Genomic DNA, 20,809 nt, shown 5'->3' with positions numbered 1-20,809 from the left:
GCTTTAACTCTCGTCTTCGCTGTGCATGTGAGAAGACTCTGGCATCACTCCATCAGACGAACTGGTGACGACGACATCACCCTCGTTAAGTCCTGAAACAATCTCTGCCATAACCTTATTATTCAACCCAACGCTCACCTGTTTAGTAACCACCTTATTTTCCCCCACCAAAACAGAAACCCATGCTTTACGCTCTCTTGTCTCATCGCGTAAAGCATCACTTGGAACCAACAAAACATTCTGTGCGCGCCCTAAGATAATATGAACTTGAGCAGTCATATAGGTTCGCAAAAAATTGTCCGCATTATCAACATGTAGAATTCCATTGTAATAGATAGCCGATGATATTAAAGCACTAGAACCACTCACCATACCAGGATTAATACTCACATCAGCACGAATTGTTTCAGGAGCCGGCTCTACTTTTTCTAAAACGCCTTCATAACGACGCTGTGAATTACCTAAAACTGTAAAATAAAGTGGTTGTCCAGCTCGGACTTTAAGAACATCTGCTTCTGAGATTTGCGCCTTGATCGTCATCTTTGATAAATCACCCAAAATAACAATTGTTGGCGCCGACTGAACCGCATTCACATTCTGCCCTTCTTCCACAACTGTTGCCAAAACCGTTCCCGCTGAAGGGGCAGTGATGCGTGTATAACCTAAATTAACCTCTGCACTCTCCACATCAATTTGTGCTTGCACAATCTGCTGACGAAGTTGTTCAATTTGCGCCTCGCGTATTTTCACCTGTGTCGCAGCCTCATCGAGGTTCGCACGTGAAACCGCACGTGTTTCAATCATTTTTTTCTGACGCTCTAAATTTTTCTGTGCAAGAGAAAGATAGGCTTCTTGTTCTACCAAACTCGCATAATAATGCGATAATGCTGCTTTTTTTCTTTTTAAATCATTTTCCTGATCTGTAGGATCAATTTCTGCCAAGAGATCGCCTTCTTTCACAACACTCCCAGGGGAAACATGCATTGACACCACACGCCCTGTTGCTCGCGCACCAACAGCCACCAACCGGTAAGGACGTACAAGACCAGAAGCTAAAACACTTTCCTCAATATCCCCACGTTTCACCACAGCGGTTATATAAGTTGGAGTAGATGTTCCAAAAAAAACAGAACGTAACCATAACAACGAGAGAATGAGAAATATAGCAGTTAAAAAGAAGGAAAGTTTTTTGTGTTTTGTAATGAAATTTTTGAGTAAGTTTTTTTTCATTTCCCTACCTTTGCACGCGAACGAGGTGCATTATCAACGACTTCTGGACGCGATACATCAACAACGCCATCCCAGCCCCCCCCCAATGCTTTCATCAACGTGATATATTGCGTAACCAAAGAAACACGGCTATCTTTAAGCGCCATTTGTGCAGAATAATAAGAGCGATCAGCATTTAACAATTCAAGAAAACTAGTATTTCCATTCTCAAAAAGGTTCCGTGAAAGTTTTAAGGAATGAAGAGAAGCTTTATTCGCAACGATTAGCTTTTCTAAGCGTTGATGTTCCTTCGTTAATCTTACAAGCGCATTTTCTACATCTTCTAAAGCTTCCAACACAGCAGCTCGATAAGTAATAAAAGCTTGATCACGCTGCGCGCGCGCTACCGCAATAGAAGCCTCGACCTGACCTCCATTAAAAAGAGGAAAACGAAGACCAGGTCCAAAAGACCAGCCAATCGTTGAATTTTTCCATAATTGATCAATTGCCGTTGCTGCTGTCGAAATATTACCTGTTAAAGTAAGTGATGGATAACGATCTGCTTCACGTTGACCAATCCGTGCTGTCGCTTGCGCATATTGACGCTCTGCCCGTCGCAAATCTGGACGTGTTAACAAAATATCGGCTGGAATTCCTGCTGGTATCGGCCAGCGTGGTTGTGGAATCTTTGCATGCTTAGCATTTTTTTGTAAAAGATCCTTCAATGCCGTAGGCACACGACCAGTTAAGACAGAAAGGCGATGAACGCTCATTGCTAAATTCGCTTCCATCTGTGATATATCTGCTTCTGTATTTGCCATTTGTGCTTGCGCATTTGAAACATCAAGCTCAGAAACATCACCAGCTGTTAATCTAGCGCGCATCAGTTCATAAGTTTTACGTTGTGATACAGCAATTTGCCGCACAATAAACAACTTTTGTTGCCAGCCACGCATTTGCACATAATTTGTTGCCACATCTCCTAGTAATGTCACCATGGTAGCGCGCATATCTTCCACAGCCGCATCAAGGCCATAACGCGCTGCTTCAACCGCACGTTTATGCCCACCAAAAAAATCAAGCTCCCAGCTTGCATCAAAACCACTACTATACTGGTTTAACAATGCATCAGACTGTCCAGAACGACTACGGGTTCCTGAAATTGAATTGGACACATTTGGCAAAAGAGTTCCCACAACCTGTCCTAAACCCGCACGCGCCTCACGTACCCGAGCTTTGGCAACAGCAACATTATTATTTCCAGAAATCGCGTAATCCATTAACGCATCTAGAACAGGATCATTCAAATGCCGCCACCATCCGGCAAGCGCAACGGGCTGCCGTGCAGTCTGTGCAGATTTTTCTCCCCAAACTGCTGGAACACGAAAAGATGTTTTCTGGTAATTAGGACCAACCATACATCCTGACAAAAGCAAACACAACAAGACACTAAAAAATAATCCACGAGAAGCGCCCCATTTGAGATTTCTGATATACATCCAGTCTCCCGCATTCTTTCAGAATCATTATTTAATATTAATACTTTATTTACCTCTTATTTCAAACTTGACGTGAAAAATCAAATACAGTTTGCACAGGAATATGATCTGAAGGACGTTCCCATCCGCGCGCATCACGAAAAATCGAAAGATCTACAACAAAAGGGGCTAAATCTTGAGAAGACCAAACATGGTCAAGCCGCCGCCCATAATCGGTAAATGCCCAATCGCGAGCACGATAACTCCACCATGTGTAAAGCTTGGTAGGAACAGGAATATGCAACCGCATCAGATCAACCCATCCACCTTGACAACACAAATCCTGTAAACGCTCGGTTTCAATGGGAGTATGGCTTACAACCTTCAACAATTGCTGATGAGACCAAACATCCTCTGCCAAAGGAGCAATATTTAAATCTCCCACCAAAAGAGAAGAAAGACCATCGCCTTGATCCGCACGAATGGAGGACATTCCTTCTAAAAAATCAAGCTTATGACGAAACTTTTCATTCACATCAGCATCAGGGATATCTCCCCCAGCAGGAACATAAAAATTATGAATCCGTAAGCTTCTCCCATGGGCTTCCACAATAACTGAGATATAACGGCAATCTTGGTTTTGACAAAAAAAACGTTTTTCTACCTTTTTAAAAGGCAAACGAGAAATAATAGCCACCCCGTTATAAGATTTTTGTCCACTCAATGCGATATGCTTATAACCCGCTGCTTCAAAAGCCTCCACTGGAAATAAAGCATCTGGACATTTTGTTTCCTGTAGACACAAAACATCTGTGGAAAAGAGTTCCAAATACTGAAAAACCTGTGCAAGACGCAAACGAATAGAATTAATATTCCAAGTCGCAATACGAAAGAACATTTGTTTTAATCCCAATGACGTAACACTCTTTCTTCATTTATTCGAAGGAAGTGCAAACATCCCATTAGCGAACCGGACGTCTGTCCGCACATTCATAATCTGCACAGTAGTTTCCAAATTTTGTTGGTCAACAATTGTCCACTGTCGCAAAGCAGAGCCTTTAGAATCAAAAACCATCCTTATTTGCCCTGCCCCAATCGTTTTATCACGCAGAACAATCGTTACAGCCCCTGGATCTTCGCGAAATGCGAACAAGCGCCCAGAAGATACATCAATTTTATCATCCAACAAAAATTTCATTGGCGTTTGCGAAAGTTGTGAAAAGTTCCAAGTATTCAAAGCCCGATTGTTAATACCCACAAATTGGCCATCTGAAATAATCTGTAAAGGCATTTTTTTGTAAATGAAACGAATTTTCCCTGGGCGCTCTAAATAAAATGTCCCCTGAGACATTTTTCCCTTTGGACTAAACTGAATAAAATCACCTGTCATTGTTTTGATTGCCGCAAAGTGATTCACAACATTTTGCGCCTTTATCACTTTATTAGATGCTTGCGAAAAAACAGGAACAGTTAAACACCAAAAGATAATAATTCCCACCAACCCAAAGACTCTTCTTTGCAGTAAAAAAGACGTTTTCATAAAAAATGCTCCCAAGCAATACTTAATTGACTTTATAATTCATAACTTAAGTGATCAACGACGAATAAATACCCTTCTTTATAAGATAAAGATATTGTTTGAAAAAAATATCAAAAGATTTTTAAAAGTATTCTTCTTCGACAGTCTCCAAAACTTTTCGCTTACCCATATCATTAGCTGGACTAATGGTGCCTTCTTCTTCCATCCTTTCGATCAATGTGGCGGCACGATTATAACCAATGCCTAAACAACATTGAATATAAGAAGTTGAAGCCTTACGATCACGAAGCATAATAGCAACAGCTTGACAATAGGAATCATCTGCTAAAGAAAAAGCTAAAGAAACATCCTTTTTTATTTCTTGCGGTATCGTTTCCAAATAACCAGTCTGCGTTTAAGTTTCCGAAATCATCAAATTTTCCTGCTTTTCTGCTGATTTTCTAAACGCATAATATATTCTTTCCCACCCCTAATCTATGAAGCAACATAAATTATAGTCAATACATAATGGATTAAGGACTAAACATATTACTCGCGAACCTGAAAGCTCTTTTAAGTGTCAAAAATGCTTTTTTGACTTCCTTCCCACCCAAAAGAATAAAAATCTTCATCCGAACCACTCTGTAAACAGTTTGGAGTTTAGCAAATTTCACTTAGCTTCCCACTCCATATAATTCTTTTATATTAAGACTCGACAGATCAGCCTTGCCCTAAATATTTAGAGCGCACTTAAAAAGACACTAAAATATCAAGTCTTACATGCTTTTACCCCCTCTACACTCGCAATGACATTATTTTATACCAAGATATTGATTTATAATAATTTATCTTTTTAACTTAAATCATAACGCCAAATACAATAAGATTCTCTCATCACATACTCTCTCATATTAAATCAATTCAAATCATTTGCTTGCACATTACAAGCAAGGTTGATGTATGGATAAAAGTTATATAAGATAAAGAATCCCCTTATAAGGAGTCTTAAGTACCAAGGAGCTATCGCAAATTGAGAGCTGGTATATGAAAATGCAGACTTTCTACGATACAATAGGATAAACACTTATTTTATAAGGTATTATAAAAAACAACTATAAAGATTTTTCAAAAGCGCTCTTCTTCAGCAGGCACTAAAATTTCTCGTTTCCCTGCGTGATTTGCTGGACTAATAATACCTTCTTCTTCCATCCTCTCAATCAATGTCGCAGCGCGGTTATAACCAATGCCTAAACGGCGTTGAATATAAGAGGTCGAAGCCTTACGATCACGAAGCACAATAGCAACAGCTCGACTATAGGGATCATCTTCTGAAGGAGAAGACAAAGAAACATCAGCACCATCCTCTTCAACTTCTTGCGTAATTGTTTCTAAATAATCAGGTCGTGCTTGCGCTTTGAGATGCGCAACAACCTGCTCCACTTCATCATCCGCAACAAAAGGCCCATGCACACGCTGAATACGTCCTCCTCCCATCATAAAGAGCATATCTCCTTGTCCCAATAATTGCTCGGCCCCCTGTTCGCCTAAAATTGTTCGGCTATCAATTTTTGAACTCACAGAAAAAGAAATACGTGTAGGAAAATTGGCTTTGATCGTCCCAGTAATAACATCGACAGAAGGACGCTGTGTCGCCATAATTACATGGATACCGGCAGCACGTGCCATTTGTGCTAAACGTTGAACCGCTCCTTCAATATCTTTACCAGCAACCATCATCAAATCAGCCATTTCATCAATAATGACAACAATATAGGGCATAGGACTAAAATCAAGTGTTTCCGTTTCATAAAGAGGCTCACCAGTCTCACGATCAAATCCAACTTGAATTGTCCGAACCATTGTCTCTCCCTGACTTGCAGCTTCCCTAAGACGTGCATTAAACCCATCAATATTACGAACGCCTAGTTTTGACATTTTACTATAGCGTTCTTCCATTTCACGAACAGCCCACTTTAAAGCAATCACGGCTTTTTTAGGATCCGTCACCACGGGTGTTAATAAATGGGGAATGCCATCATAAACCGAAAGCTCAAGCATTTTCGGGTCCACCATAATGAGACGACATTGTTCAGGTGTCATACGATAAAGCAATGATAAAATCATTGTATTGATAGCAACAGACTTTCCCGATCCTGTTGTACCAGCAACCAAAAGATGGGGCATTTTTGCTAAATCTGCAACAACAGCTTCCCCCCCGATTGTCTTACCCAAAGCAAGTCCTAGCTTGGCTTTGCTGTCAATAAATTCTTGCGCCTGCAACATTTCTCGTAAATAAACCATCTCACGCTTTGCATTAGGCAGTTCTATTCCAATAACATTACGTCCTGGAACCACCGCAACACGCGCCGAAATCGCACGCATCGAGCGTGCAATATCATCTGCCAAACCAATGATACGGGAAGACTTAATGCCTGCAGCCGGTTCAAATTCGTACAAAGTTACCACCGGTCCAGGACAAGCATCTATAATTTTTCCTTTGACTCCAAAATCTAACAAAACCCCTTCAAGCTCCTGAGAATTTGCTCTTAAAACAGCAGGAGAAAGTTTTGCATCCTTAACAGACGGTGGTGGAACCGAAAGATAATCTACAAGAGGAAGAACAAAACCACCCTTTGAAGAAGCTGTTAAAGACTTTCGATTTTTAACAGGAGAAACATAGGCTTTATTTTGATTTTCCTCACACTTTACTTTTTCACCTAAAAAAGTTGGCTCAATCCGATCAAATGGCTTTCCTTGCCCTTTACTCTGAAAACGCCTTTTGAAACAGAATAAACGAAAAAAACGCGCTTGTAAAAAATAAAAAAGATGCAAAAGAGCGCCACAAGTTGTCGCAAAAAAACCATGATTTTCACGATCCTCCTCTGCGGCATATTCCGTATCTTCTTCCAACTCAAAGACTGGATTAACGATTTCGTCTTTTGGAATGCTTTTTTCTTTTCTTTTCTTTGTTCGACGCCGCCATATCACATTACCAGCAAAAGCAGCGGTGAAAAAACCTAAAAGAATAAAAACAACACTGAAAAACACCGTGTAAGGAGGAGAAAGAAAAAGAGGAAAGACTGAAGAAGCAACACTTAAAACTTTATCTCCTAAAACCCCTCCCAATCCCATTGGCAATGGCCAATAAGTAAAAGAAGCAACAGGTGACATAAGGGCAAAAGCAATTAAAAAACAAATCGTTGATAGCACCCATAAAAAAAAGCGCAAAGTCAAATTGTAGATATTCTTTTGCGCCAACAAGAGAAAAGACCAAAATAACGGTGGCAACAAAACAGAAAGACTTGCCAAGCCAAAAAACTGCATAATAAAATCTGAAAAAATTGCCCCCATCCACCCCATAAGGTTTGTAACCTCATTTGTACTTGCATGGGTTAAAGATGGATCCGCAACATTCCACGTCGCCAAAGCAAACACACAAAAAATAATAAAGCCCAAAAGCCCGAGCCCAATAAATACTCCTATCTGACGTAAAAACATCTCAATAAGACGCGAACCTTGAGAATTTCGCACTTCTAATGAATCATAAGGAGAAGAACTTCGGTGCATCTATCAATTCCAAATACAAAACTTTCATATTTTAAAGAGTTATAACTCCCTCTCTCTCTAAAAAAAGCATGAAGCTTAAACTCTGTGCCGATTTGTAAACAAATAGCCTGTAAACAATCCGACTTCTTATCTAGCGCGTTCTACCTTCTAACCACTTCATATCATTCATATACCACCACCCTAAGAGACAATCCTTCATAAGGCGCACAAAAAGCTCTCCCTGAATATTTATCAAACGATCAACCAAAAAACACCTCATGTGTAAAGTGTTACATGGGTGCTATAGGCACCTTCCTAAACAAATAATATTTTTTACGCTACACCATGATAACGGCAAAATATGAATACTGTTTTAACCATCACGAATGACCACAATTTTTATCTATCATACTAACGAAATGGCCCCTTTCAGGACAAGCATACTGAAGCAACTCACACAACTAAAAAAATACACAACCATCTTTGTTTATTTTTAGTTTTCTTTTTTATCAACCAAGTGTAAAAAGAATTGAAGAAGATATTTAAAAAAGCTTATCCGATAAATCTGTAAGATGAATCACATAAATGATTAAGCAGAAAAACTCTGAAAAACCAATCTGTCATCAGATTGGCGCTAAAAAGAAACCTCGTTTTTGTAAAGCAGAGAGAAAAGTAAAGGTTAAGATATTTTAGCAATGTAAAAAGATATTCTTTTTAAAAGAAAGCAAACTATAAACAATGGAAGAAGTATTGTGTGTTCTAATCGCAATAAAAATGTACAACCCAATAAAAAAATTAAATCTCATAAAACTAAACAATGTGATCTGCTCATTGCAGGGGGGGCAGCTGTCGGTTTAACCCTAGCGATAGCACTCAAGCAAACAGCCCCTAATCTGAAAATAAAAATCGTTGATGCTGCTCCACAAGGAGATCCCGCTGCTTCTAACATACGAACCATTGCCCTTGCTGCTGCTTCTATTCGTATGTTAAAACAATTACAATGTTGGGAATCTATAAAACTCTATGCGCAACCCATTCATTCAATGATCATCACAGATACAAGCACAAATGATCCTGTCAAACCCACTCTTTTAACCTTTGAAGGCGACATTAATCCCGGCGAGCCCTTTGCTGCTATGGTAGAGCATAGAGAACTCATCAACACTTTAAAAAAACGTGTCAAAGGTCTCAATATCCCTGTTATTACAAACACCCGTGTCATTGATTTTCATCAAGAAGATCAACATACAACCGTCACTTTAAATAATGAAGAGGTTTGGCAAACAAAATTGCTTATTGCAGCTGACGGAGCCCATTCGAAATTACGCCAAAAAGCTGGTCTGAAAAATTTTTCTCATCCCTATAAACAAACAGCAATCATCTGCACAGTTGAACATGAAAAACCCCATAATGGTCAAGCAATTCAACATTTTTTACCTGCCGGTCCTTTTGCTCTTCTCCCTCTCAAAGGCAACCGATCCGCCATTGTGTGGAATGAAGATCATAAAACTGCGCAATATTATCTCAAAGCTGATACACTTATTTTTGAAACAGAACTCGAAAGACGCATTGGCCATCGATTAGGCAAACTCTCTTGGGATGGCGAACGTCAAGCTTTTCCTTTGAGTCTTTCTTTAACACGTCAATGCGTTAAACCACGTTTTGCTCTCGTTGGCGATGCCGCCCATACCATCCACCCCATTGCAGGACAAGGACTCAATTTAGGATTACGCGATAGCGCTGCGCTGGCTGAAGTGATTATTGAAACAGCACGACTAGGTCTTGACATTGGCTCCCTCACGGCTTTAGAGCGCTATCAAAGCTGGAGACGTTTTGAAATTGTCCGTATGGCTTTAAGCAATGATTGGCTTAATAAACTCTTTTCTAATGATAGCCTTCTTTTACGGATGCTCCGCGATACCGGCCTTGGAATCATTAATCAAGCACCAAAAATAAAAAAATACTTCATTCAAGAAGCTGCCGGACTCTCTCCAAATGCCCCACGTCTTCTACGCGGCTTCCCACTTTAAGCAAAAATTCATACTATTTCACTTTTTTTACAACCTTTGCCTTCCTCCTTCAAAGAACAAAAAATTCCTATCTCATCCAATCTGTTTACAAACCGGATTCCTGTCGAGTAATTTTTTCTTGACTTCCTCCTCCCATATTTCACTTAACATTAAACTCGACAAGCAAGCTACATTCTAAGAATATTCACCATACACTGAAAAAACGTTTAATATCTCAGAGAGGTTGTTGCTTTATATCACCACACCTTAAAAGAAGCCATTTCACGGCATAATAAAATAAACAAGACTTTTTAGCACACAACACTTTTATTTATAATAATAAGTTCATTGTTCTCATATTGAGTGAGAAATCTAAAGATCATAAAATACCCTTATTTCAAATCTCTCTCATGTTGAAGCAATCAAAATCATTCGCTTGCACATCACAAGCGAAAGTATCGTATAAATAAAACAATTAAACAAAGCGACAAAAGCCTCCCTCTCTCAAGGACTAAGGGCTTTAGCAATATTGGAGGCGAGTAAAGTGTATAATGGCACCGGCATACACTTTTTATCGAAGTAAAAATGGTGGTGTACAATGGATTTTATATGATCATAGGGACTTTTACGTTATACTATTCAAGAAAAGCGCCATAAAATAAGCTTAATTGCATTGAAAAATTTTTCTTTTAAAAAAGCGCGTAAATTGGAAACATAAATGTATTCGGTTTGGGACATTCTGCTTCTCAGACAAACTCTTTAACTTATTGTGGAATACCACACGACTTTAGAAAAAATATTCCAATCCTTTTATTTTCAAATACGCTCTTTATTCATTATTCATAAACGCTCAGAAATGAATTTTAATCACAAACGCTCAGAAATATGTCATAAATTCTATAAAACCCATAACAGCCATAGAAATTTTCCATTTTTCTACACACTCACTCATCCCAACGAACGATAAATAAAGTAAATACCTCATATATAATCTTACAGAAAAAAGACCAAACAAAATCTATAACATCAGGCTTGTTCTACAGAACAATATTTCAAAAATATAAGTATGCTAATTTATTAACATATTAATTGATAAAATTATCATTTTACATATTGAGTTAAAATCCCTATGCAATAAATTATTCTCATTTCGACCATTATTTGTAAATAATCAATAAAACTATTTATTTACATAGACTAAAAAGAGCAACGTTAATGAAACGATAAAAAGAAGTAAAACATCCCCCTCTCTCACATGCCAAAAGCAATTACAATATTCCAATCTGGCATCATCTTTATGCTTGCCAGATTATAACAACAAGACCTTTTGCATTTAAATAAATTTGTTCACGCTCCCTATTGTTGTATTTGGTAACTCAATACTTTAATATATTTGTTCAGTATGTTTATACAATCAAATTACCCAAAAGAGCATACTTCTTGCATTTACATTCCTTGGTATTCCCTTATCTTGTAAAGATCGCACACGTGTTACGTTACTTCGAGTTCATCAAGTGTATACCCATTCTCCAACCACTCTTTAATCCACTTAGGTCTACGTCCACGCCCATTCCATAATTCCCATTGGTTATTGGGATTTCTATAATGGCGCTCTTTGCTCACAAGATCAGCGATATCAATTCCATGGGCATTAGCAATTTCAAGAATTTTTCGTCGCGCATTTTGCTTTTCCTTTGCTTGCCGTTTTTTTAATTCCACATCGATTTGTGTACGCATCTCTTGTAGTTCATCAAAATTCATATTTTTGAGATCATTCACCTTAATTACTCCCCTTGCAAAAAAGAATTTCTTTTTGCCATATTTTAAACACAATTATAGACAATTTCTGTCCATTTATTATCGAAATTAAAATTACGATACATATATCACTTTGACGGAGATGTGCTTTGAGCCACAAAGAACTGTTTATTGGTATATCAACTACCACCACTGCATCTTTTTTCAGTTCAATTACTGGAACTACTAAATGCAGTGCTCAAACACCATCACACCTCTCTGACTCTCATGAATCAGTAGTCAAAAGTAAATATAAATCGTCACTCTATAAATTATGGCAATACGCAACAAAGAACAAGCCCTCTCTGTATAATGATAGTGTAGTTCATTATAACAGTAAAACCTCCCCTTACACACAACGGCTTTTTACTTCGTATAAATTTTTTTTGAAAAAATTTTTGCAACTAGAGAATTATATAAAACAAGCAGCTTCAATACAGTATCAAAGATTATTATTTTTTAAAAGCAGCGCCTTTTTTCGTGATTCCAATAATATTGGTTGGCGTAATGTGCTCTATTTTATTCGACACTTGTATCTTGTTGGTTGGATATTCGCATATATTAGAAATATTCTTAGAAGAAAACAAAGCAATAATCACAAGAAATATTCTAAGCTAAACAATCTCATTCTGCAAATTTATACAATCAAAAGACAACGAGAAAAAGCACCACAAAGAATTAGCATTTGTATTAATAAAATTCTTCGTAATAAGGTGTATTGCTAATGATTGTTCCAGATTTCACATTTTTTGCTGCTGCATACATATCCAATACGCCCCCCCTAGCATTTTCAGTTGTTGCCGAACAAGAAGCGCGGGACAATGTCTATGTAACAGATGATAAAGATAACTTCTTCTATCAATCATCTCAGCTTAAGGAAACAATCGCAACAGCTGAACAGAGTGAACATAATTTTAACATAATTTTAGGGCAAATTAGTGTTGGAAATGTGAAATTGTTTTCTCTTTTTGATGCATTTGATTTTTGCAGAAATCTTACAGCTGCACAAAGCGCTTTAACTTACTGCTATGAACAAACAACATCAAAGTGCGTCTTTGAAAAAGCGACTTTGCAGTCTGTGCTGAATTTTTACAATACAGAAAACTCAAGCCACACCCGTATGCAAAAAGTTACTTCATATATTGGAGTAAAAGCTTCTGTACGAGGAAATGAAGACTTGCAGGAGCCTGTAAAGCTTAAAAAAGAAGAACCAGAACAGACAACTAAAGTAGATTCTCTTTCTCTCTCTTCAAAAGGAGAAGAAGATGCATTTACACATAAAGAAAGTAGCGCCAGAGATGCTTTTTCAGCTGAAGATTTTCTTCATCGAGAAGATCACTAGAGTAACGACTGATATTTTCACGAAACCCCAGAATTTTGATAGGATATTATAATGAAAGGTAGATAAGAAAATGTTAAAGCTCTAATTAGTAAGATTGAACAAAATCTCTTCTAATTGAGGGCAAAGATAATGAAAATGATAGAACAAAACAGCGTTGATATAGCATTTAGTCAAAAAGCAGCACGTGAGATTACAGTCGTTATGCTTTCAGAAAGAGAATGGTATTTTACGTTCATTTCCGATGATCCAATCACCGGAAAGCCAAATAAATATACGTTACTTACACAAAGAGGAAAATTAAGAACTTGGGCTGATCCAAAATATCTCTTTAAGTTTCTTCATGAACGAGGGGTCATTTGTGGGAGTTTTAATCTTAATCAGGATAAAGAACATGAAACAATTAAATATTCTTCACACAACAGCTCGTAATAAAATTGCTGCATTTTCAGCAGCTTTAACCGTATTTTTTATGACCAATCCCGCATATACCCAAGCAGCAGGTTTAGATCCTGCAAAAAAAGCTTTAGGGCTGCTTCAAACAGATTTAAAAGCGATTATCCCTATCGCCGCTGCCGTGATACTTTTGTGCTTAGCAATTGCTTATGCAGGGCGCTATATCGGAAAAGATACATTCGTACGGTGGGCAATTGGTGTCGTTATCGCTGGTTCAGCAACTGAACTTGCTGACTTGTTATTTAAAAACTCCTGATAAATCTTATTAAGCACGAAATATTTATATCAAAAAAAAGAAACTTAGCTTTCTGTGTTTTTATTTAGTGAAATAATAAACTATATCAAAAAAGAGATTATTTATGTCAACTGTAATCTAAATTGGAATAAACAATATGAAACAATTAAAAACTCTTCAAACAATAATTTGGAATAAAGCCACTAAAACCTCTACAGCTTTAACTGTATTTTTTATGGCCAATCCTGTGTTAGCCCAAGCAGTAGTTTTACAGCCTGCAAACAAAGCTTTAACTGCACTCCAAACAGACTTGAAGACGATTATCCCTATCGCCGCTGCTGTTATACTTTTGTGCTTAGCAATTGGTTATGCAGGGCGCTACATCGGAAAAGACACATTTGTACGGTGGGCAATTGGTGTCGTTATCGCTGGTTCAGCAGCTGAACTTGCTGGTTTATTATTTACAAAATGATAATTTTTTTGAAACATGAAATGCTTCTTTCGTAAAAAAGAAATTTAGGTTTCAGTGCTTTTATTGCACATCAATAAAATTATTCCTTATTTCATGGAAAAACTACTTACGTCAAATATAATTTGATAAGGTTGAATGATATGAGAAAATTAATAAATTTTCAATTGAAAGATAATAATAAAATTACCGCAGCCTCCGCAGCTTTAACTGTATTTTTTATGAAAAATCCCGTATGGGCTCAAGCAGCACAAGGTTTGAAAAACGCAGATACAGCTTTAAAAGCGCTCCAAAAAGACTTGAAAGATATTATCCCCATTGCTGCTGCCGTGATACTTTTGTGCTTAGCAATTGGTTATGCAGGGCGCTATATCGGAAAAGATACATTCGTACGGTGGGCAATTGGTGTTGTTATCGCTGGTTCAGCAGCTGAACTTGCAAATATGTTATTCATAAAAGTGTAATGAGAATGACTATTAAAGTCATGCTGTATAAAATATCTTTTTATTCTAAAGAAAAATCTAAATTGAGATAAACAATATGAAACAATCAAAAATTCTTCAAACAATAATTCGAAATAAAGCTACTAAAACCTCTGCAGCTTTAACTGTCTTTTTTATGGCCAATCCTGTGTATGCTCAAGTAACATTAACAAATGCAAAAACTGCTTTAGAGTCTTTACGGGACGACCTTATTAAAAACATTATCCCTATTGCTGCTGCCGTTATCCTCTTGTGCTTAGCAATTGGTTATGCAGGGCGCTACATCGGAAAGGATACATTTGTACGCTGGGCAATTGGTGTTGTTATCGCTGGTTCAGCAACCCAACTTGCTACAATGCTATTTACAGGTAAACCATGAATAAGTATAATACAAAATGTTTTTAATATAAAAGTTCATTCAGTAATTATTAACATGGCAAAATGCTATTCCATTTATAATAGTAAATACAAAGCATTCATAAGAACTTAATGAGAGTAAAATATGCAAAAACTAATTAATCTCCAATCAAAAAATAATAAGAAAATCGCTACACTTTCTGCAGCTATAGCTGCATTTTTTATAACACATCCTGCATATGCAGCAATAGATAATGCTAAAAACGCTTTAAATGCTCTGAAAACAGATCTTATTGATAATATTATTCCTGTTGCTGCTGCTCTTATACTTTTGTGTTTAGCAATTGGTTATGCAGGACGCTACATCGGAAGAGATACATTCGTACGATGGGCAATTGGTGTTGTCATCGCTGGATCAGCAACCCAACTTGCTACAATGCTATTTACAGGTAAACCATGAATAAGTATAATACAAAATGTTTTTAATATAAAAGTTCATTCAGTAATTATTAACATGGCAAAATGCTATTCCATTTATAATAGTAAATACAAAGCATTCATAAGAACTTAATGAGAGTAAAATATGCAAAAACTAATCAACCTTCAATCAAAAAATAACAACAGAGTCATTGCGATTTCTGCGACTATAGTTACGTTTTTTATAACGCATCCTGCATATGCAGAAATACAGAATGCTAAAAATGCTTTAAATGCTCTGAAAAACGATCTTACTACCAATATTATCCCTATTGCTGCTGCCGTTATCCTCTTGTGCTTAGCAATTGGTTACGCAGGGCGCTACATTGAAAGGGATACATTTATACGATGGGCCGTCGGCGTTGTCATCGCTGGCTCAGCAACCCAACTTGCTACAATGCTATTTACAGGTAATGCATAAGTAATTATAATACAAAACGTTTTTAATGTAAAAACTCATTTAATAATAAGAGTGAAATATGCAAAAACTAATCAACCTTCAATCAAAAAATAACAACAGAATCATTGCAATTTCTGCGACTATAACTGCGTTTTTTATAACGTATCCCGCATATGCAGCAATAGATAATGCTAAAAACGCTTTAGAAGCTCTGCAAAAAGATCTTATTGGTAATATTATTCCTGTTGCTGCTGCTCTTATACTTTTGTGCTTAGCAATTGGTTATGCGGGACGCTACATTGAAAGAGATACATTTATACGATGGGCCATCGGCGTTGTCATCGCTGGCTCAGCAACCCAACTTGCTAAAATGCTATTTACAGGTCAAGCATAAATTAGTATAATACGTAATGTTTTTAATGTTCGTTGATTATAGATTTGTACCAGTAATAATATCGCTCATACTACGAAAAAAGGAATATTATTTATAGCAACTTTAATTAAAAGGGGATAAAAGATATGAAACAATTAAATACGCTTCAATCAAAAATATGTAAGATTAGTATTATTTTTATCACTTCGATTATGTTATTAATAACTCAATCTACATATGCTCAGACGGAAACAAAGAGTTTAGATGTTTTCATAGGGATGCAATATGGATTAAGTATAATTATTCCTATGGTTGCGGCTGTCATTCTTTTATTACTTTTGCTTATTTATATATTTCGCATCATCGCAAGAGCTACATTTATGCGATGGGCATTCAGTGTCATTATTGCTGGTGCAGCTTTTTATATTAGCCACATATTATTTCACCTCCAGTGACGAGGACATTCCATGAAATCGCAAGAAAAAAAAGAATTCCCCCTATTCAAGGGAGCAACACGTGTTCCAACGATATGGGGTGTCCCTATGATGCCATTTATCGTTATGGTTATGGGGGTCGCTGTTATTGCTATGACAGTAAGTATCTTTTTGTGGATTATCGCACCTCCATTATGGTTCATTATGGTGCAAATTACTAAAAACGATGATAAGGCGTTTCGTATCTGGTGGTTATGGATCGATACTAAGTTTCGCAATCGCAACAAAGGTTTTTGGGGCGCATCAAGTTATAGTCCCTCTGATTATAGTAAAAGGAGATAAACATGACAGCTGTTGAAAGCAGCAAACGCCTTGCATCAGAGACACCTGTAAGCCTGTTTCTGCCTTATTCACATCATATTACAGATACGATTATTTCTACTAAAAATGCGGAATATTTGTCAATTTGGAAAATTGACGGGCGTTCGCATCAAAGCGCTTCAGAAGAAGATATTTTTCAATGGATAAAAGAGCTTAACAATACTCTACGGGGTCTTGCATCAGCCAATTTATCATTTTGGACGCATATTGTGCGCCGTCGTGTTTATGAATATCCCGATTCAACATTTGATCAAATGTTTTGCTATCAACTTGATGAAAAATATCGACAAAGCTTTACTGGTTATAATTTGATGGTCAATGATTTATATCTGACTGTCATTTTTCAACCGATAGCGGATAAAATTATGTCATTCTTTTCTAAACATGAACGTGAAACGCTTGATCAAAAAAAGATGCGACAAGACACATGTATCAAGGAACTCAATGATATCAATCGTACTTTAGGCCAATCTTTAAACCGTTACGGTGCAGAACTTCTTGGTGCTTATGAAAAAAATGGGCATGCTTATTCTTCTGCACTTGAATTCCTTGGAATGCTTGTCAATGGTGAATATCGCCCTATGCCAATTTGCCATGACCGTTTTGCTGACTATATGTCTATCAATCGACCTTTTTTCTCAAAATGGGGCGCTCTTGGTGAACTGCGAACAACCAATGGAATGCGTCGATTTGGAATGCTGGAAATTAAAGAATATGATGCAACAACCAAACCAGGACAATTAAATGTTTTGTTGGAAAGTGACTTCGAGTTCGTATTGACGCAGAGCTTTTCAGTTCTCTCCCGACATGCTGCTAAAGATTATTTACAACGGCATCAGCGTAATCTTATTGATGCACGAGACGTGGCAACGAGCCAAATTGAACAAATTGACGAAGCACTAAACCAGCTTATCAGTGGACATTTTGTCATGGGAGAACATCACTGCACATTGACGATCTATGGTGATACAATTCAACAAGTTCGCGACCATATGGCCAAAGCAAGTGCAGCATTACTAGACGTTGCGGTACTGCCCAAACCTGTAGACTTAGCAATAGAGGCTGGCTATTGGGCACAACTTCCTGGCAATTGGAAATGGAGACCGCGTCCTGCTCCGATTACATCATTGAACTTTTTATCATTTTCATCTTTTCATAATTTTATGTCAGGAAAACCCACTGGTAACCCATGGGGTCCAGCCGTCACAATTCTTAAAACAACCAGTAAAACACCGCTTTATTTCAACTTTCATGCCTCCAAACTTGAAGAGGACTCGACAGACAAACGTTTACTTGGTAATACCGCGCTTATCGGACAATCTGGTTCGGGTAAAACCGTGTTACTCGGCTTTTTGTTAGCACAAGCACAAAAATTTAAGCCGACAACTGTTGTTTTTGATAAAGATCGTGGCATGGAAATTGCCATTCGAGCGATGGGTGGAAAATATTTAACATTCAAGCCAGGCAGAAAAAGTGGTTTCAATCCTTTCCAACTCCCACCCACACAAGAAAATCTTATTTTTCTGAAACAATTTGTTAAAAAATTGGCAGAAGCTGGTGGTGAGGTCACGCATCACGACGAGGAAGAAATTAACAAAGCGGTTATGTCTGTTATGAGCAGTAACATTGACCAATCACTCCGTCGTTTGTCCTTTCTAGTACAATTTTTACCAAATCCACGTTTAAGTGATTATAATGCTCACCCATCTGTTCATGCTCGCTTACTAAAATGGTGTGAAGGTGGTGATTATGGGTGGTTGTTTGATAATCCCCATGATGCTCTTGATCTCTCAACACATCAAATTTACGGCTTTGATATCACGGAGTTCTTAGATAATTTTGAAACTCGCACTCCAGTGATGATGTATTTGCTTTACCGCACAGAAGGCATGATTAGCGGACAGCGATTTATGTATATCTTTGACGAGTTTTGGAAGCCTTTGCAAGATCCGTACTTTGAAGATTTAGCGAAAAATAAACAAAAGACTATCCGTAAACAAAATGGTATTTTTGTTTATGCAACACAAGAGCCTAGCGATGCCTTGGAAAGTAATATTGCCAAAACACTCATTCAACAGTGTGCAACTTACATTTTTCTAGCCAATCCCAAAGCAAATTATGAAGATTATACAAAAGGCTTTAAACTAACAGATGCCGAATTTGAACTCGTTAAAGGACTTGGTGAGTTTAGTCGCCAATTCCTCATTAAGCAAGGTGATCAATCTGCGCTTGCAGAACTGAATCTTGGTAAATTCCACCTGACACGCGATGGAAAAGCCATCGAACACGACTTTAGTGACGAGCTCTTGGTGTTATCAGGTACACCTGATAACGCAGAGTTAGCCGAAAGCATTATCGCAGAAGTTGGTGATGATCCAGCAATATGGTTGCCAATTTTCTTACAGCACGCAAAAAATGACAGGAGGGAAACATGAAAAAAAAGGTCATTTCAATAGTAGTTGTAATAACTTTAGGGATTTCAAACCCAGCGATGGCTTGGGTTTGGGGCGCTGGGGCGGCGGATTTGGGAGCATCAGTCCCAACGACGTGGCCCAATTTTTTTGGGAAATCATCTTCAAATAGATCAAAGTCTAAAAAAACTCCACAGCAAAAGAAAGCGCCATCTGATGCCCAACTTCTCGATATGCTAAAAAAACACCTTGAGGAAGTAAAAAAGATACACGAGTCTATAACGGGAAGCCAAAAATTCGATACTAAAAAACTTAAAAATGTACAAACAGATCACAGTAGCTTTTTTCTCAAAAATCCAGAGAATCTCTACAATAGAAATAAACCTTCTGCTCTATCTAAATCACTTGAAAATATTTTAAAAGAAGAAGAAATTCCTGTCACTATCCATGAATCTAGCAGTTTTATCAACAAGCGCATCCAATATGCAGCCATCACTGATAAAGCCGTAAGTTTAAAAACTTTTCAAGAAGCAAACAATCGTTTTCAGCAAATTGAAGAACTATTAAAAGAAATCACGACAACAAAAGATCTAAAAAGTATTGCCGAGTTACAAGCACATATAATTGGAATGCTTGCTATGCTACAAAATGAAACAGCAAAACTACAAATGGTTACACATTTACGCAATGCTGAACATACACTTATCAAACAACAGAAAGATAAGCATAACATAAAAATTTTGAATAGTAAAAACACGAAAATGCCTACCATAAGATTTATTAGGTAAAGCTTTTATAATAACATTTTGTATATTATTTCCCTGTATGCTCGTAAAAAGAAAACGTTAATGCGTAATACTCAATTCTCTCTCATAGATCGAAAAGGTCTACGAAGTTTCATTTTATCCTTAAAAAGTTCAACGAAAAATGCTTAAAAATCATATAAAAAGTTGAAAATTCGTTAAAGAGGAATTCCATGGACTTTACAGTGTTCACGCAACTTTTCAATAAAATTGATCAGATAACAAAAACATATGTCACGGACATTTCCTCAAAAGCAATTGTTACAATTACACCCTTTGTATCAATCGGTATCACAATCGCTTTCATCATCTATGGATGGCTTATCATTCGGGGTGCTATCGATATGCCACTTTCCGGATTCGTAAACCGTTTCCTGCGGATAAGTATTATTACTTCAATAGCTCTTACCACAGGACTTTATCAACCAGAAATCACAAATTTAATAACACAAATGCCCTATGAGTTATCAAAAGCGCTCATCGCAAACCCACTCGATGATAAACAATTAATGAATTTACTTGACAAAACAGCAGGCGGAGGATTCCAATATGCAGGCCGTCTTTTCCAAGAAACCGTCTTCTTCGAGTCCAATGGACTGCTTTACAGTCTCTTAGGAATCCTCATCTTGCTAGC

The 20,809-nt window shown here is 37.4% G+C and carries 21 protein-coding genes and 1 pseudogene; 15 read left to right on the top strand and 7 right to left on the bottom strand.

The annotated features are described in order from the left end of the window. Positions 1 to 3: 3 nt before the first annotated feature. The 6 genes and pseudogenes from ACFINI_RS02675 to ACFINI_RS02650 all read right to left on the bottom strand — a co-directional run bounded on the left by ACFINI_RS02675 (position 4) and on the right by ACFINI_RS02650 (position 7,773). A complete protein-coding gene (locus ACFINI_RS02675) occupies positions 4 to 1,230 on the bottom strand; it encodes an efflux RND transporter periplasmic adaptor subunit (protein ID WP_375645574.1) in 1,227 nt (408 codons plus the stop codon). Next, positions 1,227 to 2,708: an efflux transporter outer membrane subunit gene (locus ACFINI_RS02670; RefSeq protein WP_375638249.1), complete on the bottom strand. Its 1,482-nt coding sequence runs from the start codon at positions 2,706 to 2,708 to the stop codon at positions 1,227 to 1,229. The genes ACFINI_RS02675 and ACFINI_RS02670 overlap by 4 nt, the downstream gene beginning before the upstream one ends. A gap of 61 nt (positions 2,709 to 2,769) precedes the next feature. Continuing rightward, complete coding sequence (locus tag ACFINI_RS02665) at positions 2,770 to 3,585, bottom strand: exodeoxyribonuclease III (protein ID WP_375645573.1); 816 nt, start codon at positions 3,583 to 3,585, stop codon at positions 2,770 to 2,772. Positions 3,586 to 3,618: 33 nt separating this feature from the next. Next, positions 3,619 to 4,227 carry an outer membrane lipoprotein carrier protein LolA gene (locus tag ACFINI_RS02660; protein WP_375645572.1) on the bottom strand — a complete coding sequence of 203 codons (609 nt, stop codon included), beginning with the start codon at positions 4,225 to 4,227 and terminating at the stop codon, positions 3,619 to 3,621. Positions 4,228 to 4,348: 121 nt separating this feature from the next. Continuing rightward, positions 4,349 to 4,609, bottom strand: a pseudogene (locus tag ACFINI_RS02655) (DNA translocase FtsK); the annotation flags it as partial. Positions 4,610 to 5,331: 722 nt separating this feature from the next. Beyond that, positions 5,332 to 7,773, bottom strand: coding sequence for a DNA translocase FtsK 4TM domain-containing protein (locus tag ACFINI_RS02650; RefSeq protein WP_375645571.1), 2,442 nt, complete (start codon positions 7,771 to 7,773; stop codon positions 5,332 to 5,334). A gap of 731 nt (positions 7,774 to 8,504) precedes the next feature. Between ACFINI_RS02650 and ACFINI_RS02645 the strand changes: the two genes are divergently transcribed. Beyond that, positions 8,505 to 9,782 (top strand): ubiquinone biosynthesis hydroxylase, encoded by a 1,278-nt coding sequence (locus ACFINI_RS02645; RefSeq protein WP_375613161.1) that lies wholly within the window; start codon positions 8,505 to 8,507, stop codon positions 9,780 to 9,782. 1,470 nt (positions 9,783 to 11,252) lie between these two features. Here ACFINI_RS02645 and ACFINI_RS02640 read toward each other — a convergent pair. Next, complete coding sequence (locus ACFINI_RS02640; RefSeq protein WP_015857007.1) at positions 11,253 to 11,540, bottom strand: H-NS family nucleoid-associated regulatory protein; 288 nt, start codon at positions 11,538 to 11,540, stop codon at positions 11,253 to 11,255. Between the two features lie 742 nt (positions 11,541 to 12,282). On the opposite strand from ACFINI_RS02640, the gene ACFINI_RS02635 reads away from it, so the two are divergent. The 14 genes from ACFINI_RS02635 to ACFINI_RS02570 form a co-directional block, all read left to right on the top strand. After that, entirely contained in the window at positions 12,283 to 12,900 is a 618-nt protein-coding gene (locus ACFINI_RS02635; protein ID WP_375645570.1) for a TrwN protein, read from the top strand. A gap of 129 nt (positions 12,901 to 13,029) precedes the next feature. Further along, the gene (gene korA / locus ACFINI_RS02630; RefSeq protein ID WP_015857010.1) at positions 13,030 to 13,329 is read left to right on the top strand and encodes a KorA family transcriptional regulator; all 300 of its coding nucleotides are present in this window, start codon (positions 13,030 to 13,032) and stop codon (positions 13,327 to 13,329) included. Beyond that, complete coding sequence (gene trwL, locus ACFINI_RS02625) at positions 13,292 to 13,609, top strand: VirB2 family type IV secretion system major pilin TrwL (RefSeq protein ID WP_375645569.1); 318 nt, start codon at positions 13,292 to 13,294, stop codon at positions 13,607 to 13,609. Before korA ends, trwL (ACFINI_RS02625) begins: the two co-directional genes overlap by 38 nt. A gap of 136 nt (positions 13,610 to 13,745) precedes the next feature. Continuing rightward, positions 13,746 to 14,060 (top strand): VirB2 family type IV secretion system major pilin TrwL, encoded by a 315-nt coding sequence (gene trwL, locus ACFINI_RS02620; protein WP_375645568.1) that lies wholly within the window; start codon positions 13,746 to 13,748, stop codon positions 14,058 to 14,060. A 140-nt stretch (positions 14,061 to 14,200) separates the two neighbouring features. Continuing rightward, positions 14,201 to 14,521 (top strand): VirB2 family type IV secretion system major pilin TrwL, encoded by a 321-nt coding sequence (gene trwL, locus ACFINI_RS02615; RefSeq protein ID WP_375645565.1) that lies wholly within the window; start codon positions 14,201 to 14,203, stop codon positions 14,519 to 14,521. Between the two features lie 76 nt (positions 14,522 to 14,597). Further along, complete coding sequence (trwL, locus tag ACFINI_RS02610) at positions 14,598 to 14,918, top strand: VirB2 family type IV secretion system major pilin TrwL (protein ID WP_375637546.1); 321 nt, start codon at positions 14,598 to 14,600, stop codon at positions 14,916 to 14,918. A 123-nt stretch (positions 14,919 to 15,041) separates the two neighbouring features. Beyond that, positions 15,042 to 15,356: a VirB2 family type IV secretion system major pilin TrwL gene (trwL, locus tag ACFINI_RS02605; RefSeq protein ID WP_375645560.1), complete on the top strand. Its 315-nt coding sequence runs from the start codon at positions 15,042 to 15,044 to the stop codon at positions 15,354 to 15,356. Positions 15,357 to 15,479: 123 nt separating this feature from the next. After that, positions 15,480 to 15,794 carry a VirB2 family type IV secretion system major pilin TrwL gene (trwL, locus tag ACFINI_RS02600; RefSeq protein ID WP_375645558.1) on the top strand — a complete coding sequence of 105 codons (315 nt, stop codon included), beginning with the start codon at positions 15,480 to 15,482 and terminating at the stop codon, positions 15,792 to 15,794. 58 nt (positions 15,795 to 15,852) lie between these two features. After that, positions 15,853 to 16,167: a VirB2 family type IV secretion system major pilin TrwL gene (trwL, locus tag ACFINI_RS02595; RefSeq protein WP_375645556.1), complete on the top strand. Its 315-nt coding sequence runs from the start codon at positions 15,853 to 15,855 to the stop codon at positions 16,165 to 16,167. A 125-nt stretch (positions 16,168 to 16,292) separates the two neighbouring features. Continuing rightward, positions 16,293 to 16,601 carry a conjugal transfer protein gene (locus ACFINI_RS02590; protein WP_375645555.1) on the top strand — a complete coding sequence of 103 codons (309 nt, stop codon included), beginning with the start codon at positions 16,293 to 16,295 and terminating at the stop codon, positions 16,599 to 16,601. A gap of 12 nt (positions 16,602 to 16,613) precedes the next feature. Further along, positions 16,614 to 16,922 carry a type IV secretion system protein VirB3 gene (locus tag ACFINI_RS02585; RefSeq protein WP_375613868.1) on the top strand — a complete coding sequence of 103 codons (309 nt, stop codon included), beginning with the start codon at positions 16,614 to 16,616 and terminating at the stop codon, positions 16,920 to 16,922. Positions 16,923 to 16,924: 2 nt separating this feature from the next. Then, the gene (locus tag ACFINI_RS02580; protein WP_375645552.1) at positions 16,925 to 19,396 is read left to right on the top strand and encodes a VirB4 family type IV secretion/conjugal transfer ATPase; all 2,472 of its coding nucleotides are present in this window, start codon (positions 16,925 to 16,927) and stop codon (positions 19,394 to 19,396) included. After that, positions 19,393 to 20,160, top strand: a complete 768-nt coding sequence (locus ACFINI_RS02575; protein ID WP_375645550.1) for a type IV secretion system protein — start codon at positions 19,393 to 19,395, stop codon at positions 20,158 to 20,160. Before ACFINI_RS02580 ends, ACFINI_RS02575 begins: the two co-directional genes overlap by 4 nt. Before the next feature lie 188 nt (positions 20,161 to 20,348). Continuing rightward, a partial coding sequence (locus tag ACFINI_RS02570; protein WP_375645548.1) for a type IV secretion system protein occupies positions 20,349 to 20,809 on the top strand: 461 nt, incomplete at its 3' end.

It is taken from the genome of Bartonella sp. AA56HLJMS, from assembly GCF_042197145.1.
GTDB lineage: Bacteria > Pseudomonadota > Alphaproteobacteria > Rhizobiales > Rhizobiaceae > Bartonella.
Note: the sequence above shows the minus strand (reverse complement) of the source record. Positions and strands in the feature narration are given on the sequence as shown.